Source organism: Denitromonas halophila (assembly GCF_007625155.1).
Classification (GTDB): domain Bacteria; phylum Pseudomonadota; class Gammaproteobacteria; order Burkholderiales; family Rhodocyclaceae; genus Nitrogeniibacter; species Nitrogeniibacter halophilus.
In genome coordinates, this window is the sequence record NZ_VMNK01000006.1 from 111799 (window position 1) to 125551 (window position 13753).

19 protein-coding genes are annotated in these 13753 nt (G+C 67.2%); all 19 read right to left on the bottom strand.

Going from position 1 to position 13753, the window contains the following annotated elements; genetic code table 11:
• Nucleotides 1-4 precede the first annotated feature (4 nt).
• Nucleotides 5-1924: a phage tail tape measure protein gene (locus tag FHP91_RS07545; RefSeq protein ID WP_144308995.1), complete on the bottom strand. Its 1920-nt coding sequence runs from the start codon at nucleotides 1922-1924 to the stop codon at nucleotides 5-7.
• Entirely contained in the window at nucleotides 1921-2070 is a 150-nt protein-coding gene (locus FHP91_RS21110; RefSeq protein WP_186301478.1) for a hypothetical protein, read from the bottom strand. Before FHP91_RS21110 ends, FHP91_RS07545 begins: the two co-directional genes overlap by 4 nt.
• Before the next feature lie 56 nt (nucleotides 2071-2126).
• Nucleotides 2127-2429, bottom strand: a complete 303-nt coding sequence (locus FHP91_RS07550; protein ID WP_144308996.1) for a hypothetical protein — start codon at nucleotides 2427-2429, stop codon at nucleotides 2127-2129.
• Nucleotides 2426-2800 carry a phage tail protein gene (locus FHP91_RS07555; protein ID WP_144308997.1) on the bottom strand — a complete coding sequence of 125 codons (375 nt, stop codon included), beginning with the start codon at nucleotides 2798-2800 and terminating at the stop codon, nucleotides 2426-2428. The genes FHP91_RS07550 and FHP91_RS07555 overlap by 4 nt, the downstream gene beginning before the upstream one ends.
• Before the next feature lie 15 nt (nucleotides 2801-2815).
• Nucleotides 2816-4237: a phage tail sheath C-terminal domain-containing protein gene (locus FHP91_RS07560; RefSeq protein ID WP_144308998.1), complete on the bottom strand. Its 1422-nt coding sequence runs from the start codon at nucleotides 4235-4237 to the stop codon at nucleotides 2816-2818.
• Nucleotides 4238-4239: 2 nt separating this feature from the next.
• Nucleotides 4240-4419: a DUF2635 domain-containing protein gene (locus FHP91_RS07565; RefSeq protein WP_144308999.1), complete on the bottom strand. Its 180-nt coding sequence runs from the start codon at nucleotides 4417-4419 to the stop codon at nucleotides 4240-4242.
• Entirely contained in the window at nucleotides 4416-4991 is a 576-nt protein-coding gene (locus FHP91_RS07570) for a DUF1834 family protein (protein WP_144309000.1), read from the bottom strand. Before FHP91_RS07570 ends, FHP91_RS07565 begins: the two co-directional genes overlap by 4 nt.
• A gap of 8 nt (nucleotides 4992-4999) precedes the next feature.
• Nucleotides 5000-5419 (bottom strand): gp436 family protein, encoded by a 420-nt coding sequence (locus tag FHP91_RS07575; RefSeq protein ID WP_222105137.1) that lies wholly within the window; start codon nucleotides 5417-5419, stop codon nucleotides 5000-5002.
• A 319-nt stretch (nucleotides 5420-5738) separates the two neighbouring features.
• A complete protein-coding gene (locus tag FHP91_RS07580) occupies nucleotides 5739-6044 on the bottom strand; it encodes a phage fiber-tail adaptor protein (RefSeq protein WP_144309001.1) in 306 nt (101 codons plus the stop codon).
• Nucleotides 6041-6916, bottom strand: coding sequence for a hypothetical protein (locus tag FHP91_RS07585; RefSeq protein WP_144309002.1), 876 nt, complete (start codon nucleotides 6914-6916; stop codon nucleotides 6041-6043). The genes FHP91_RS07580 and FHP91_RS07585 overlap by 4 nt, the downstream gene beginning before the upstream one ends.
• A gap of 662 nt (nucleotides 6917-7578) precedes the next feature.
• Nucleotides 7579-7899: a hypothetical protein gene (locus tag FHP91_RS07590; protein WP_144309003.1), complete on the bottom strand. Its 321-nt coding sequence runs from the start codon at nucleotides 7897-7899 to the stop codon at nucleotides 7579-7581.
• Nucleotides 7896-8342: a hypothetical protein gene (locus FHP91_RS07595; RefSeq protein WP_144309004.1), complete on the bottom strand. Its 447-nt coding sequence runs from the start codon at nucleotides 8340-8342 to the stop codon at nucleotides 7896-7898. Before FHP91_RS07595 ends, FHP91_RS07590 begins: the two co-directional genes overlap by 4 nt.
• A gap of 2 nt (nucleotides 8343-8344) precedes the next feature.
• Nucleotides 8345-8878, bottom strand: coding sequence for a phage tail fiber protein (locus FHP91_RS07600; protein ID WP_144309005.1), 534 nt, complete (start codon nucleotides 8876-8878; stop codon nucleotides 8345-8347).
• Nucleotides 8879-8883: 5 nt separating this feature from the next.
• Complete coding sequence (locus FHP91_RS07605; protein WP_144309006.1) at nucleotides 8884-9345, bottom strand: hypothetical protein; 462 nt, start codon at nucleotides 9343-9345, stop codon at nucleotides 8884-8886.
• A gap of 127 nt (nucleotides 9346-9472) precedes the next feature.
• A complete protein-coding gene (locus FHP91_RS07610; protein WP_144309007.1) occupies nucleotides 9473-10369 on the bottom strand; it encodes a Mu-like prophage major head subunit gpT family protein in 897 nt (298 codons plus the stop codon).
• 15 nt (nucleotides 10370-10384) lie between these two features.
• Nucleotides 10385-10801 carry a hypothetical protein gene (locus tag FHP91_RS07615; RefSeq protein ID WP_144309008.1) on the bottom strand — a complete coding sequence of 139 codons (417 nt, stop codon included), beginning with the start codon at nucleotides 10799-10801 and terminating at the stop codon, nucleotides 10385-10387.
• A 3-nt stretch (nucleotides 10802-10804) separates the two neighbouring features.
• On the bottom strand, nucleotides 10805-11866 hold the full coding sequence (locus tag FHP91_RS07620) for a phage protease (RefSeq protein WP_144309009.1): 1062 nt from the start codon (nucleotides 11864-11866) through the stop codon (nucleotides 10805-10807).
• Between the two features lie 246 nt (nucleotides 11867-12112).
• On the bottom strand, nucleotides 12113-12631 hold the full coding sequence (locus FHP91_RS07625; RefSeq protein WP_144309010.1) for a phage virion morphogenesis protein: 519 nt from the start codon (nucleotides 12629-12631) through the stop codon (nucleotides 12113-12115).
• A 2-nt stretch (nucleotides 12632-12633) separates the two neighbouring features.
• Nucleotides 12634-13599 (bottom strand): phage head morphogenesis protein, encoded by a 966-nt coding sequence (locus tag FHP91_RS07630; RefSeq protein ID WP_144309011.1) that lies wholly within the window; start codon nucleotides 13597-13599, stop codon nucleotides 12634-12636.
• Between the last annotated feature and the right edge of the window lie 154 nt (nucleotides 13600-13753).

The window sequence follows — 13753 nt, forward strand, 5'->3', positions numbered from 1 at the left end:
AGGCTCAGTTGCGGCTGGCTTCTCGGGCGTTGCGGTCGTTGACCACGGTGGCGATGGTGCGTCCATCGACCTGGATATTGATGGTCTGCGACTGGGCGGCCATCATTTCCATGTAGCGCGCCTCGGCCTCGACCGCGCGCTTGGCGTCTTCGTTGCCGAAAAACGCCAGGGCCTTGGCCACGCCCCGCCCGATCGAATCGCCGAACTCGGTGCCCTCGATCATGGTCTTGTTGATCAATGTGCCGGCGCCGTAGCCCGCCGCGCCGGCAATGCCGACGCCCCCGGCAATGGTGCCGATGCCGGTCGCCCCCAGGCTGGCCATCTGGGTGAGCGATGCGCCACCGGCAAAGGCGCCGGTCACACCCAGTTTTGTCAGCAGCCGGCTACCGAGGCCGCCGGCCGCACCCGCCGCACCAGCGGCAGCACCGCCGCGCAACATGCCAGACAGGCCAGCCGCACCACTGGCCACCGCCAGCGCCGTCAAACCCTTCGTAGCCGCCGACAGCGCCGCCGTCAGGCCGGGGTATTCGCGGGCGTATTCGGTCAGCTTCTCGGCCGCATCGCCCACCGCCGGCGCCAGCTTCTCGAAAGCGGTATTGCTGGCAATGGCGGCCTCGTTCGCTGCCTGTTGCGTCTTGAAGCCGGCCTCCTGGGCGATCACTGCAAAGTTCGCCTCGCCGGCGCCGCCGCCGGCCATCACCTGGCGCTGCACGTCGGCCATGTAGCCGCCGTTGTTCATCAGCGCCACCAGCGCCATCATGGCCTGGCGGTCTTGCACCAGGGCGCCCAGCGACGAGCCCTGCAGAATGTCCGCCTGGCTGGCCAGCAAGGTGCGCTTGTCGCCGGCCGGGGCGCCGGCCAGCTGGCTCTGCAGGCGCTTGAATTCCGGGTTGGCGTCGGCCATCTGGCGGGCCAGCGCCACGAAGGCATCCAGGCTATCCATACCCTTGCCGCGCGCGGCAGACAGCGTGCCCGGCAGGTCGATGCCCATCTTCTTGGCGTCGAGCGCGGTCTCACGGCTGTTGATCTTGGCCAGCAGGTTGACCAGGTTGTTACCGGCCTCGTCCTTTGTGCCGGCGGTGATGGCGCTGGCCTGGTTGGCGGCCAGGATCTTGGCCAGCCCGTCGATGCCATTGAGGCCAGACAAGCGCCCGGCCGCCATCTGCTGCGGTAGCCAGCGGGCCATGTCGCGCAATTCAAAGCCGCCCGCCTGGCCGGCGGTAATCGCCATGTCGATGGCGCGGCCGATCTGGTCCGGTGCAATGCCAAAGGTCTGCATGCCCCGGATGCCGATGTTGGCCAGCTCGGTGGGCGCGGCGCCGCTGGCGGTGGCTTTGCGCATCAGCGTGGGCAGCTGGCGCATGGCGTCGCTCACCGGCATGGCGCCGGAGGCGATCAGGGTGTCGAGGGTTTCGGCGGCGCTGTCGCGGGTGCCGCCGCCCTGGCGCACGGCGCGCACGATGGCGGCGTCCAGCTCGCGCTTGCCGGCGATGCGCCCGAGGGTGTCGCGGCCGCTGAATGCGGTGTTGGCCATGCCGGCCAGACGCATGCCGTAGTCCATGGTCTGGCCGAGCGGGCGGCCCACTACATAGGCACCGGCGGCGGCGCCGGCGGCCAGGTCGCGCATGCGGCCGAGCACCCGCACTGCGCTGCCGCCGTTGTCGACCACCGCGCGCAGGGTATTGACCAAGGCCACCGGGCCGCGCTCGTTGGCCATGCGGCGCACCGTGCCCAACAGCCCGCGCGACTCGCGCTCGGCGCGCTTGGTGTTGCGCTCGTACTCCAGCATGCTGCGACCGAGCTGATTGACCGCGCGGTCGGATTGGCCCACCGCCGTGCGCATGTCGCGCATGCCGCGCTCGACCTGCTTCGAGGCCTGGTCGCGCAGGCGCATCACCAGGCTGAATTCGAGGTTGTTGCTCATGAGCGCACCTTGCGCGGATTGATGAAGCGTTTGCGGCTCACGCCGGGGCTGGCGGCGGCCACCGCGGCGCCCAGACTGGGCAGTGTCACACCCTGGGGCAGCGCGGCCAGCAGGGCATGCACTTCGGCCTCCGGCAAATCGAGCACGCCGGCGGGGTTAAGCCCGGCGCGGGCAAACAGAACCTGCGCCAGGCGGATGGGCTTTAGTCGATCTTCAAATCGTCGAGTTTTTTTTCGAGCTCGTCCGACGTGTTCTCCAGCACCACGCCGTCGCGGTCTGTCAGGTCCATAACCACGTCGGTGGTGATCTGCTCGACCCCCGACACAGTCAGCCGGCGCGCCAGCGTGGCGTAACGCAGGCGGCTGGGCGACGCATCCGGCCCGCACTCCTCGAGCGCCTCGACCGAGTCGCGCACCGTGCCGGCACGCAGGGTGAAATCGGTGGCGCGCTTGACGCCTTTGCCCATCGGGACGCCATGCACGAACTTGCCTTCGACGGTAATCATTCGCTCACCTCGCGCAGCGCCATCATCGACAGGTCGCGCTTGGCGTCGCCATCCACGCCATACTTGCCGCCGGTCTCGGTGACAAAGCAGTCGAGGTAGCTGGTGCGCTTGCCGCCGCCCAGCGGCGACACGGTCACCTTGGCGCCCTGGATGTTCTTCCAGTCGGGCTCGGAGCCGTCCGCCGGGATCGACACCGTCAGCCGCAGGCTGAACTCTTCGATGCCCTTGGAAAAGCCCTTGGCTCGACCGGTCTTGTTCATGGTCTTGACCAGGCGGCGGCCGGTGTTGTGGGTCACGTCGAGGCTGTCGACCTCGATCTCCTGGCCATCGATCTCCATCACGATGGCGCCCAGGTATTCTTGCAAAGCCATGGTGGCCTCCTTTGATTACAGCAGCAGGTCGATGCGGCCGGCGAACACGTGCAAGCCATTGACCACGTCGACCGGGATCTTGCAGTTCAGGCGATTGGGATCTTGGGAGTCGCGCTCGCAGATCACGCCGGGCAAGTTCTCGGTCACGTTCTCGACGATCTCCAGCTCCTCGAGCTTGTAGAGGACGTCGATGATCTCGCCTCGCACCTTGTCCGGCGTGCGGGAGGAGAGCTTCTCACGCGGGAAGCGCAACGAAATGCGCTCGCGACACGCCTTGCGGACGTAGTCCAGCGTCCGAATAGTGGTCAGATCGAGCAGCGAGATATCGGGAATGCTCTGCGGGTTCAGCGTGTAGGTGGTGATGGCGCGAACGATCTGCACTTTCTCGCCTGGCCCGACTTCGGTCGGCGTCACGCCGTTGTACAGCGAAGACTCCTGCTCGGTGCGGGACATCCGGTCTTCAAGCGGGGGGGCCAGAATCCCGGTCAGCGGTAAATCGTCCAAGGGACGCGCCGGGTCTTCCTCCCCAGCGACCACAGCGCCATAACTCGCAGCGACAGCAAACGACGGGTTCGCGCAAGCCGGCACGAGGATCTCGCTGATGCGGCCCATGTTGATCGTCCCTGCGAGCGTAGTTGCCTGCGCTAGCGTGCCTACATGCGCACACACGCCGATCGCGCCGCGTTGCTCGAGCGGGCCGGACACGTTGTCCAGGTGCGTGCGCAGCGCCGTGAGGCTGGTGCTGTCATTGAGCGACGAGATGATCACGTCGTGACCACCCGCAAACACCGCTGCCAGCGGCGTGGCAATGTCCGGATCGACCGAGCCACCGCTCATCGCCACCGTCGTGGCGGTGATGCCGGCCGCGGTGCTGGTCGCGGTAACGGCAATCCCGTTGCCCAGCGTGCCCTTGTTGCGTGCCGTGGGGGTGATCACCGCGCCGGCCACCGAGGCCGTCACCGGCAGGTCGCCCAGGGCGTCGAGCTTTGCCTCCATGGCCGCAGCCACGTCGGCGGCCGTATCGCCCGAGGCAATGGCCAACTCGGTGCGCATGCCGGCAATCCACACCGTGAGCACGCCGGTGCTCGTGGCGGTGCCGGCCAGGGTGATGGTGCCGGTGGCCGCGGCCGAGCCGACGGCGTCGTCCATGGCAATCACGGACAGCGCCAGGTAGGGGTTGGCGACGAGCGCGGCGCGCACCATCAGGTGGGCGATCGAGCCCTCGCCGAAGTACTCGGCGGCCTCATCGTCGCCGAACACCTCCACCGCCACGCCGGCGGCCTGGCTGCCGGCGGCCAGCTTCTGGGCCACGATCAGCGTTTCCTGGCGGTTACCCGGCAGGGTGCGCACGGCCAGCTTTGTGTTGAACTCGAAGTACTTGCCCGGCTTGCGGATACTGCTCGGGATCTGGTCGAAGCTGATATTGGGCGATGCCATGATCAGGCCTCCTTACGCTTGGCCGGGGTCTTTGCCTCGGCCTGGATAATCAGGTCGCCATCGCGCAGGCGACGGCGGTAGTACGCGGTATCGGGCACGTCGGCGGTTTCCGCCTCGGTGATGTATTTGCGCGGCTTGCCTTCGATTGGCACGCGCACGCCCGGTTTTGCGGTCACGATCATTGCGATCCCTCCAGGGTGATCAGGTCGGACGCATCGGCCGTGCCGTCGTCCGGGGTGAGGTGGTAGTTGATGCCGACCTTGAGCAGGCCGCCCACGATTTCTTCGGCGGGTTTTTCGACGAGCCAGCGGGTGTGCCATTCCTGGGCATAGACGGCGATCGACTTGCCGCGCAGCTGAGCGTTGTAGAGGGTGCGCTTGCGCCCCGGCTCGAAGGCCTCAATGGCGATGCCGAAGTCCTGCCCGATCAGCAGGGACTGCACGTCATCCAGCATCTGATAGGCGCCCGGTTCGCTCACGCTGCCATGGCGCGTCTCGCGCTCGCCGCGCACATTGCGGGCGGCCACCAGCACCGCGAAGGTGTTGGCCTCGACCCACCGGGTGCGCGAGGTGCCGAATCGTGTCGGCTTTGCGGACCCCGTCCATGTAATCCAGCAGGCGGGCCACTTGCGCACCACCTCGTCGAGCTGGCCGTCAAGCTCGCCCGCGTAGCTGGCCACCGTGCCGAACTTGTAGCCCAGCCCGGCCGCGCCGGCCACGCGGGCAATGACCGCGTCTTCTACCTGGGCGACCATGGGGGCCGTCATACCAGCCCGCCCTTGCCGCGCCCGAACAGCTTGGCGCCGGTGGAGATCTCGACCAGGTGCTCGGCTTGCTCGCCGGCGTCGGCAGCGCCGCCCAGGTTGGCGCGCCCATCGGCCACCCGCGACAAAAACCCGATCGCATCCTTGTAACGCGCGCGGATCTCTTCAGTCACCGGGGTCGGGCCGCCGCACAGGCGGTAACGGGTAATGTCGCAGGCGATGTCCTGCAGCATGCGGCTGGCCGCCACCGGCGTGGTGTACCGGCCAGACAGATAGGCATCGATCTCCGCATCGGCACCGACCAGGGCGTCATCGAGAATGGCATCGTCGATCGCGCCGGCGTCGGTGCGGTCGGACAGCATCACCACCTCGGACTCACCGAAGCGGGAAATCATCGCCGCACGGTCTGCATAGCTCACATCACACCCTCCGCTGCGTTAATCGACCCAATGGGTTTTACTCAATGAGTCCGCAGTTTCGCGCGCGCGCGAAGTGGGCGTCAGGCGGAAGGGGTTCCGGCTAAAGCCAGTGTTCGATCAGTCCGATCACCCGATCCAGCAGGGTACAAAGCAGGGAATACAGCAGAAGATCGCGCAGACCGGATGCGGCCTTGGCCTGGGGCGTTTGCGTTTTCTGGCCACGATGGTTCCGGGGTGGTTTCGATGCCAACCACCTTGTCACGGCAAAATCGAGGTACGCGCACCCCCGTGTTGTGTCGTTGCGCCTTACAACATCCGGTCAGAAAACCCGGCGAACCGATTGCACGGCCGGCAGCTCCCGGCTCTGACCGTCGGACAGCACCACGCGCGCAACCAGCAGATAGTCGACACCCACTGCCCCACCCGACACCCGCTGTAAGACCTCGACTCCCACCAGCGCGGGAGCGCCCACTAGCACGGCCGCGGGGTTGGCATCGGTGCCGCGCAGGACGCTCGCGTCACACGGATCGACCGATACGATGGTGACGCCGGCGGGGATCTGGCCCGTATAGTCGAAGGTCAGGGTGACGGCTTCGCCGGGGCGGCGGGGTTCGAACGCTCTCATAGGGATACCTTGAATCGACGCGATGGGGCGGAAACGGAAAACCGGCGATCTGGCGCAGACACAACAAAGCGAGGCGACTTGATCAGCACCAGGGCCGACGCATCGACCAGCTGCGCCGCGCCGCCCGCGTCAGCTGCGCCCTGCGCCGACAGCGCGCCCTGGATGACCAGGTAGCCCGCGCCCATGGCCTGGACAAAGCCGGCCGCCGACACGCGCGCCTCGATCCGGGCCTGCGCCTGGCCGGCGGCCTGGCTGCCGCCCGAGGCGGCCAGCTCACCGGCCGCGCCGCCCTCGATCGCCGCCGACCCACCGGCCTGCGCAGCGCCGGTAGCCACCAGCTCGGCCACGATAGTGAGCAGCGCAGCGCCGCCGGCCGTTGCGCCGCCTGCAGCGTCCAGCTCGCCGGCCGCACCGCCCGCCAGCGTGGCGCTACCGCCGGCCTGGGCGGCCCCGGCTGCCAGCGCCGACAGCGTCGCGGCCAGTGTGCCATTACCCGCAGCCTGCGCCGCGCCGGCGCCGGCCAGCAGCACATCGGCCGACAGCCCGGCCGACCCTGCCGCCGTGGCCAGATCGGCCGCGCCGATGGTGACACTGGCCACCAGGTCGGCACTGCCGCCAGACTGGGCGGCGCCTGCGGCCGACAGATCGGCGCTGGCAGAACCGTCGATGGTCGCGGCGCCGCCGGCGAGTGCATAGCCAACGGCGGTAACGGACACGTCGGCGCGAGACTGCGCGGTGCCGGAGGCGACGACAACGCCGACCGCGGCCAGGGCGTAGATGGCGGACACCTCGGCGCCGCCGCCGGCGTTGGCGGCGCCAGAGGCGGCCAGATCATGAGCTGATCCGCCGCCAGATGACACAACAAACGACACTGCTGCCATCCACGACGCGGCCGTAGCTACGTAAGTTGCGGATATTGTCCCTGTCGATCCAGCGGCAGACTTGATCGCATCTCCAATGGCTAGCGTCGTAGCCACACCGCCAGCAAATCCGCGTACATATCTATTTTGCCAAGATGTGTCAGAAGCGTCAGCAGTGCTCAGGCTCGCGCCAGATGCTCCAGACGGGGCTGCTGCAACAAGATCAGATACAGCGGTGGAGGCACGTATCGCGTTAAACGCAACAACAAACTCACCGTCATTCGTGGTAGTCAATCCAGAGGGGATGTAACCCGCCGAGTCACTAGCAGTTACATCGCTCGCCGCGACAGAATATGTCGCCACTGAGTCCGGCCGCCAGGCCAAGATAATCGAGTCTGCGTTAGCGCCGCCCGTCCGGGAAAACGTTGGCGTCCCCATCCCGCTTGTATAGGTCGCGTACGCGACAAATCCGCCAATATCCGGACTGCCTGGAATCCGCTTTGCTGCGAAAGCCCACCCAGGCGGGGCCGTGAAGTCCGCAGCGCCAGTCGCCGTACAAAACGCGCAAAGGATGTCCCCATCAACAAGGCCGGGGGGCAACGTGGGGGATACGCTACCGCCAGATCCACCTTTATAAGAGTTTATGCCGGCGCCGATGTACTGGACGGGCATGCTTACTCCAATATCTGCACGTCAACCACGACTGACGCAGACTCACCCCCGATCACGCGGACACGTATGGCAGCACTATGCTGGCGCACGAGGACACCCCACATAGCGACTGCGAGCGGGTCTGTGCTGGAATGTCGTGTCGCGATTGGATACCAGTCAGCCCCATCCGGCGATACCTCGACGATGACAATGGCCGATTTCGTCGGGCCAACGGCACCGTTATCCACTTTGATGTAAACGGTCTGTTCGGCAGTCGTCGTCGGATGCTCAGAACTGATGTACTCACCAAGCGGCGGCACTGTTTTGTTCTTTACAATGTTCATGCCGCGCTCCCGTCCGAGTTGAGCAGTGCTTTGCGCACATCAATGCTTGTCGTTGATCGACTGACATCACCAATTCCCAGCAATGCATCGACCACCTGCTGCGCACCCAGGCCGGTGATGTTGCTGAAAACACCCATCTGCCCGAGCTGCTGGATCATCCCGCGCGTGCTGGCACTGCCGAAATCCAGCTCGCCACGATTGATAAGCACCCACGCCCACTTAACGGCACTGATAGATGCCTTGAGTGCATCAAGGGCGTCGAGCACCTCAGCACCCGCGACCGGGCCAAGGGCCTCCATGACCGCGCCCACACCGCCGAGTGTCGTTTGCGGTACGCGCTCGGCGGGCAGCGCGGCGGCAATGGCCGCGAAATTGCCCGCATCGCGCAGGGCAATCAGGGTCGGGTCCGCCGCGATCGCGTCGCGGATCTCTTGGGGCGTCATGATCAGTTGTCGATCTGGAACTGAAGTGTGCCGGCGTTGAACTTGAGCGTTACGCCGGCGCCGCTCACGTTGAACGCACTCGACAGGTCAATGCAGATCCACGCATTGCCGGCGGTACTGGCGTCGTACCAGCGCACCGACTGCATGTTCCCCCAGCTGGCAGTCGACTCCGGGAACGAGATCAGCGCGTTGTTGCTTGTCGTGCCGCCGGTGCCGGTACTGGCCACCGTGGTGCCTGCGCCCTGGGTGCCCGCCCAGTTGGCCAGGCTGGATGTGACCGCGACGCGCGCATAGGCGCCGCCGGCCGGCTCCGTGCCGTTGCCCACATCGGTGCATGTGTCGGTGGTCAGGCCGATGTACATCGTTGCCGGGGCGCCGAGCGACTGGCCGCGCAGCAGCGCGTCGACCGTTTTGTTCTCGGCGTAGTTGGTCAGCACGCCGGCCTGGGCCGGGCCGCCGAACAACATGCCGGCGCACATGATCATCAGGCCAATCATGGCGGCCCACAGAGAGGGGGATCGGGTCACACGGTTCATGGCGGTTACTCCTCGTCGTCGGCCGGACGCACATCCAGCTCGCGTTCGTTCATCAGGGTGTCGAAATCGCCGGGGGCGAGTTCGTCGAGCGAGACGGTTTCGCCGGCATGCGGCCAGTGGCGGCCGCAGCGGCGGAAGCCTTGCGGCGATCGGGCGCGGATGGTGATGCGGACGGCGGCGATGGGCGGCAGGCCCGAGTCGCCGATCTGCTCACCCTGGCCGATCGGGCCGGCGGTCTTCTCTTCCGTCGCGGGGATGTCGATCACCGGCGCGTCGCCGACGGGGGTGGCGGGCGCGGCGACTTCCGGGGTTTTTGCCTCGCCTTCCGGCGACGGGGTAACGGCGGCGGCTTGCGCCACCGACGCGGGGATGTCGATCACCGGCGCAGCGACGGGGGCGGCGGCTTCCTTGGCTTTCGCCTCGGCCTTGGGCGCGGCGCTCTTGGCGCCGGGGGTACGTTTGTTCACGAGTCTTCTCCTGGGTGAGAAAAAGCCGGCACAGGACGCCGCCGGCTTTTGCGCTTGGCTCTGACCGGCAGGCTGCGTCCTGGCCTGCCGGTCTTCATCGCCCATCGCTCACGGGTTATTCGTCAGATCAGTCCAGCCACGGGCAAACGATCAGCTGCGCGGTGTTGAACCAGATGTTGTCGCCACCGCCTGCGATCTGCTGGGTGTTGAGCAGAGTGCGGGCCTTGGCTTCGTTGCTGGCGCCAACCACCAGGTGCGTGCCCTTGATAGCCATCTTCTGACCGTCCGGGCGGCGCTGACTGGCGAGGGCAACCTTGGCCGCCTCATAGGTGGTGGCGTCCAGCGCCTGCTTCGAGCCATAGGCCAGCTGATGGAAACCGTACCCGGCGTTGTAACGGGCGTCCGCGCCGAACAGGTACTTGTTCTCCATGAACACGTTTTCGTCGTTGTCTTTGTTCATGGGGGTGAACTTGACACCGGCGCGCTTCTGGAACACAACCGGACGGGTGAAGGTGCGCGAGAGGTCAAGCAGGAACCACGGTGCGCCGCTGCCGCCGCCGGTGTTGCTCCAGCTGATCTCGGCGCCGGCCTGGTTGTGGGTAACGTGGTCGGTGTCGAAGAAGTACTGGCCGTCAAAGCCCTTGGCGGCGAAGCCGTTGGGCAGCAGGTTCCACACCAGGCCGTCCGGATGGCTTGCCGCGATCTCGCCCTGCTGGGCGAACATGGTGGTGTAGATGCCCAGCCGGTCGTCGGCGATGTCGTTTTTATTGACACCGATCGTGTGCTCGAAGTGCTTGTTGGCGATCTGGTAATCGACCGACTCGAGGTTGTTGATGACGCGCTTGCCGACCCACTCGCGCATGCCGGGCAGGTCTTTCATCCAGCCGTAGTTTTCGGCCGAGCCCATGGAATTGACTTCCATGGCCACCTGCATATAGGTGGGCGGCGCGGCCTCGATGCCGCGCATGAAGGCCGCGTTGAAACCCTGCGCGAGCAGGATGAGGTTCTGAGTGTTGATAATCATCGGGGCTGTCTCCTGTTAAACGCCCAGGCCCATGCGGACCCATACACCGTCGGCATCGACGGCCTCGATCTTGCCGGCGCGCGAGCGGGTGCTGCTGCCGTTGGTCTTGGCCACCGTCTGGTCATCGACGATGTAGCAATCGGCGCCTGCGTCGGCCTGGGCGATCAGGTCGCCCGCGCTCGAGTTGGCGAAATGGAAGGTGCCCTCGGACACCCGCACCTGCTTGTCGCCGGCGGCGCCGGCGCTGTTGTCGACCGTCTCTTCGAAACGGCCGATGGCCACCAGCGTGGTCGCGGCGCGGCCCGGGCCGGCATAGCCGCCGTCGAGCACGGCGAGGCCGCCCTGGTGGCAGACGATCGCGGCCTTCACCGGGTGGCCCGAGACCTCGCCCGAGCGCATGCGGGTGTTACGTGCTTTGGTCAGTGCAGTCATGGTTTAGCCCACCTTCGCTTTGGAAAACTCGTCGGCGCTCAAGCCCAGGGCTTTGCACACCGCCAACTCGGCGTCGGTCTGGCTGCCGCCGGCACCGCCTTCAGGTGCCGCGCCGCCGGTTTGCGTGCCGCGCAGGGCGGCCACCTGGGGGGCGCTATCGATGTAGGCGGTGAGTGCGGCGAGGTCTTTCTTGCCCAGCTCGGTCGCCCAGTTGGTTTGCGCGGGCAGCAGCTTGCCGGCGGCGAGCGCCTGCTCGACGGCCTTGCCCACCTTGTCGGCGGTAATGCCGGCGGTGAGCGCGGCCACTTCGGTTTGCAGGGCGTGCATGGCCTCGACCGGCACATACTTGGCCGGGTCGGGGGCGGTCGGGGTCTTCGCCTTGAGGGCGGCGACTTCGGTGGTCAGCGCGTCGGCAGTGCCGGCCTTGGCCTTGAGCGCGGCGACGGCAGTCAGCGCCGTCTCCTCGTTCGCGTCCGCAGCCAGGCCCAGCGTCGCGAGCAGCTTGGTGAGCGTCTCGTTCACAGGTGTCTCCTGGGGGTGGGGTGAGTCGGAAAACAGTCGGGTCAGCGCCACGGCGGCCATGCCGTCGAGGCCGGGGTTGTTGGTGAGCGCGCCCATGCGCAGGGCAACGACGTCGCCCGACAGCTCGGCGTGCTCGAACACGGGCGAGAAGTAGCGGTACTCGTCGGCATCGACCATCTGCGCGGCGCGCGGCGTCCAGCGCACCCGGCGGGCCACCAGGCCCACGCCCTCGCGCCACTCGACGTCGGCGGGGTCGATCCAGCCGGCGGCCGGCGCGGGCTGGCCGTTCTTCTCGGCCAGCAGCGTCTGGTGTTCGTAGTCGATCACGATGGGGTTGATGCGCGAGCGCAGCTCGGCGATCACGCGGCCGGCAATGGCGGCGTCAATGCGCCAGGCCGGGGCCTTTTCGGGGCGACCGTCCCATGAGCGGAACTCGCCGGCGGGCAGGATCTGCAGCTCGCCGACGGCGAGCGCGGCATTGCCCATGGCCACGGACAGCGCGGCAACGGCAATGCGGGGGGTGGGTTTGTGTGCTTTCGCCATGCCGCCATGATCAGGCGGGGGCGAGGAGTAAAACAGGCGGAAGGGGTTCCGGGGGCTGACCGAGAGCGGTCTTTTTTCACGCTAACCGGGGTCGCGGGATGCCGTCAAGCGATTCCGGCACCCATCGTACGGGCGCGGAATCGAAACAGACCCCGTTACAACCCCGTTACTTTTGATTTTTGGCATGCCGCCCATGCCAGCGGATGCGCCGCAGTGGAGTAACGCCTTACAGGGGCTGTATCGCGCTCAACCGAAAGTGCGCGACAGGTAGCGGCTGACGATATCGCCGATCTCGCGCTCGTCGCTGTCGGAGATACCCAAAAACGGACGGGCCGGGATGTCGCCCCACAGGTGGCCGAACTCGCTCTTGCGGCCGCCGAAGTGCTGCATGGCGGCGTAGGCCATGGGGCTGCCCACGCGCAGGCTGTCGCCGTCGACGTCGTAGTAGATCTGTGTCGAGAGCGCGCCGACTATGCCAATGAGCGGGCGCTTGCCCTGCACCACGGCAGCGCCGCGGGCGTTGATGCGGCCATCCTTACGGGTGGTGTTGCGGTAGCGGCCAAGGTGCGCTTCGATCGTGGCGCGGCTGTTCATCACCCAGCGCACGCCGTCCGGGCCGGCGCTGTCGGCAAAGCGCTGCTTGGTGGTGTCGACCAGCATTTCGCCGATTTCGACCAGGTAGGGCTGCGGGCCGCGCAGGGCTTGCGCCAGCTCGGCCAGGGTGTCGAAGACGCGGCCTTCGTTGATCTCGATAGTGACGGGCATGCTCAGGCCTCCGGCGCGAGATTGGCGATGGTCAGCGCGCCGTCGGCCGTCGCCAGGCGCAGGCGATCGCTACCCGCGTCGAGCAGCGCCTGCACTGCGCGCCATCCATCGGCGCTCACACTGCCGCGCTGGGCGGCGTCGAGCCACACCACTTCGTTGCCACGCACGGCCACCGGCCAGCGGCCGTCACGGCCCTCGGCCAGCCAGCGCTCGAAGGGTTCGCCGCCGGTCATCTCGGCCACATGGGCGCGGGCCAGTGGTGCGTCGCGCGGCGCCAGGGCGCGGGCCTTGTCGGCCACCATGCGCGCCACGTCGTCGGCCACGCCGGCGCCGGGCATGTATGCCCAGCCTTCGTCGATGCCGGCCGGGCCGCCGGTGGTGGGGTCGAGGCCGTCATCGGGCGGGGTGTCGGTGCGTGCGTCCATGCGGCCGGCGCGCTCGGGGCTTACGGCGGTCACGTAGCACTTGCAGCCCCAGCCGTTGGGCGGGTAGTGGGTTTGCCACCAAACATCATCGGCCGGGCGGGTGATGCGGTTCCAGCTCACATGCAGCGGGCGCGGGTGCAGCACGCTGTCGCTGTGGCGGTACATCCACACCATGCCGTTGCGGGCCGCGTCGCGCAGCTGCACCAGGCGCCCGGCCGAGTAGCTGCTGAGCATGTTGGTCTGGTAGATCACCCGGCTGCGCCAGGCGCGCCCGCCGGTGTGGTCCCAGCCATGGCGCGCCACGACCTTGTCGAAGTCCTTGCGGAACGCGCCCAAGCCCGTGCCTTTGCTGATCGCGTCATCCACCGCCTGGCGCAGATCGCCCAGCAGGTCGGCCTTTGCCGCGCCGGCCACCACAAAGGCGCGGTCGTGCGCGCCGTGCATGATGTCGCGCCAGCTCTCGGTGGGCAGGTTCAGCTTCTGGCGAAAGAAGGTTTGCTGCTCGGCGAAGGGCTGCTGGGCGAAGTCGAGGGCTAGGGGCATGAGGGCGGGCCGGGTTTGTCTTGGCGGCTATCCACGGCCGTCAGGGCGCACCAGGTGCGTTCTTTGCGGGCCCGCACTTCGGCGTCCAGCTCGGCCCCCTCTTTGCTCGCGCCAACGGCGAGGATGCTACCGGGGTTGGCCGGGTCGGTGACTA

What these genes read in the sequence shown, in the direction of transcription:
- FHP91_RS07600 (WP_144309005.1), bottom strand. Translation starts at nt 8,878, where the DNA reads ATGAACCGTGTGACCCGATCCCCCTCTCTGTGGGCCGCCATGATTGGC.
- FHP91_RS07560 (WP_144308998.1), bottom strand. Translation starts at nt 4,237, where the DNA reads ATGGCATCGCCCAATATCAGCTTCGACCAGATCCCGAGCAGTATCCGC.
- FHP91_RS07570 (WP_144309000.1), bottom strand. Translation starts at nt 4,991, where the DNA reads ATGGTCGCCCAGGTAGAAGACGCGGTCATTGCCCGCGTGGCCGGCGCG.
- FHP91_RS07610 (WP_144309007.1), bottom strand. Translation starts at nt 10,369, where the DNA reads ATGATTATCAACACTCAGAACCTCATCCTGCTCGCGCAGGGTTTCAAC.
- FHP91_RS07595 (WP_144309004.1), bottom strand. Translation starts at nt 8,342, where the DNA reads ATGACGCCCCAAGAGATCCGCGACGCGATCGCGGCGGACCCGACCCTG.
- FHP91_RS07620 (WP_144309009.1), bottom strand. Translation starts at nt 11,866, where the DNA reads ATGGCGAAAGCACACAAACCCACCCCCCGCATTGCCGTTGCCGCGCTG.
- FHP91_RS07545 (WP_144308995.1), bottom strand. Translation starts at nt 1,924, where the DNA reads ATGAGCAACAACCTCGAATTCAGCCTGGTGATGCGCCTGCGCGACCAG.
- FHP91_RS07565 (WP_144308999.1), bottom strand. Translation starts at nt 4,419, where the DNA reads ATGATCGTGACCGCAAAACCGGGCGTGCGCGTGCCAATCGAAGGCAAG.
- FHP91_RS07625 (WP_144309010.1), bottom strand. Translation starts at nt 12,631, where the DNA reads ATGCCCGTCACTATCGAGATCAACGAAGGCCGCGTCTTCGACACCCTG.
- FHP91_RS07615 (WP_144309008.1), bottom strand. Translation starts at nt 10,801, where the DNA reads ATGACTGCACTGACCAAAGCACGTAACACCCGCATGCGCTCGGGCGAG.
- FHP91_RS07630 (WP_144309011.1), bottom strand. Translation starts at nt 13,599, where the DNA reads ATGCCCCTAGCCCTCGACTTCGCCCAGCAGCCCTTCGCCGAGCAGCAA.
- FHP91_RS07590 (WP_144309003.1), bottom strand. Translation starts at nt 7,899, where the DNA reads ATGAACATTGTAAAGAACAAAACAGTGCCGCCGCTTGGTGAGTACATC.
- FHP91_RS07555 (WP_144308997.1), bottom strand. Translation starts at nt 2,800, where the DNA reads ATGGCTTTGCAAGAATACCTGGGCGCCATCGTGATGGAGATCGATGGC.
- FHP91_RS07580 (WP_144309001.1), bottom strand. Translation starts at nt 6,044, where the DNA reads ATGAGAGCGTTCGAACCCCGCCGCCCCGGCGAAGCCGTCACCCTGACC.
- FHP91_RS07550 (WP_144308996.1), bottom strand. Translation starts at nt 2,429, where the DNA reads ATGATTACCGTCGAAGGCAAGTTCGTGCATGGCGTCCCGATGGGCAAA.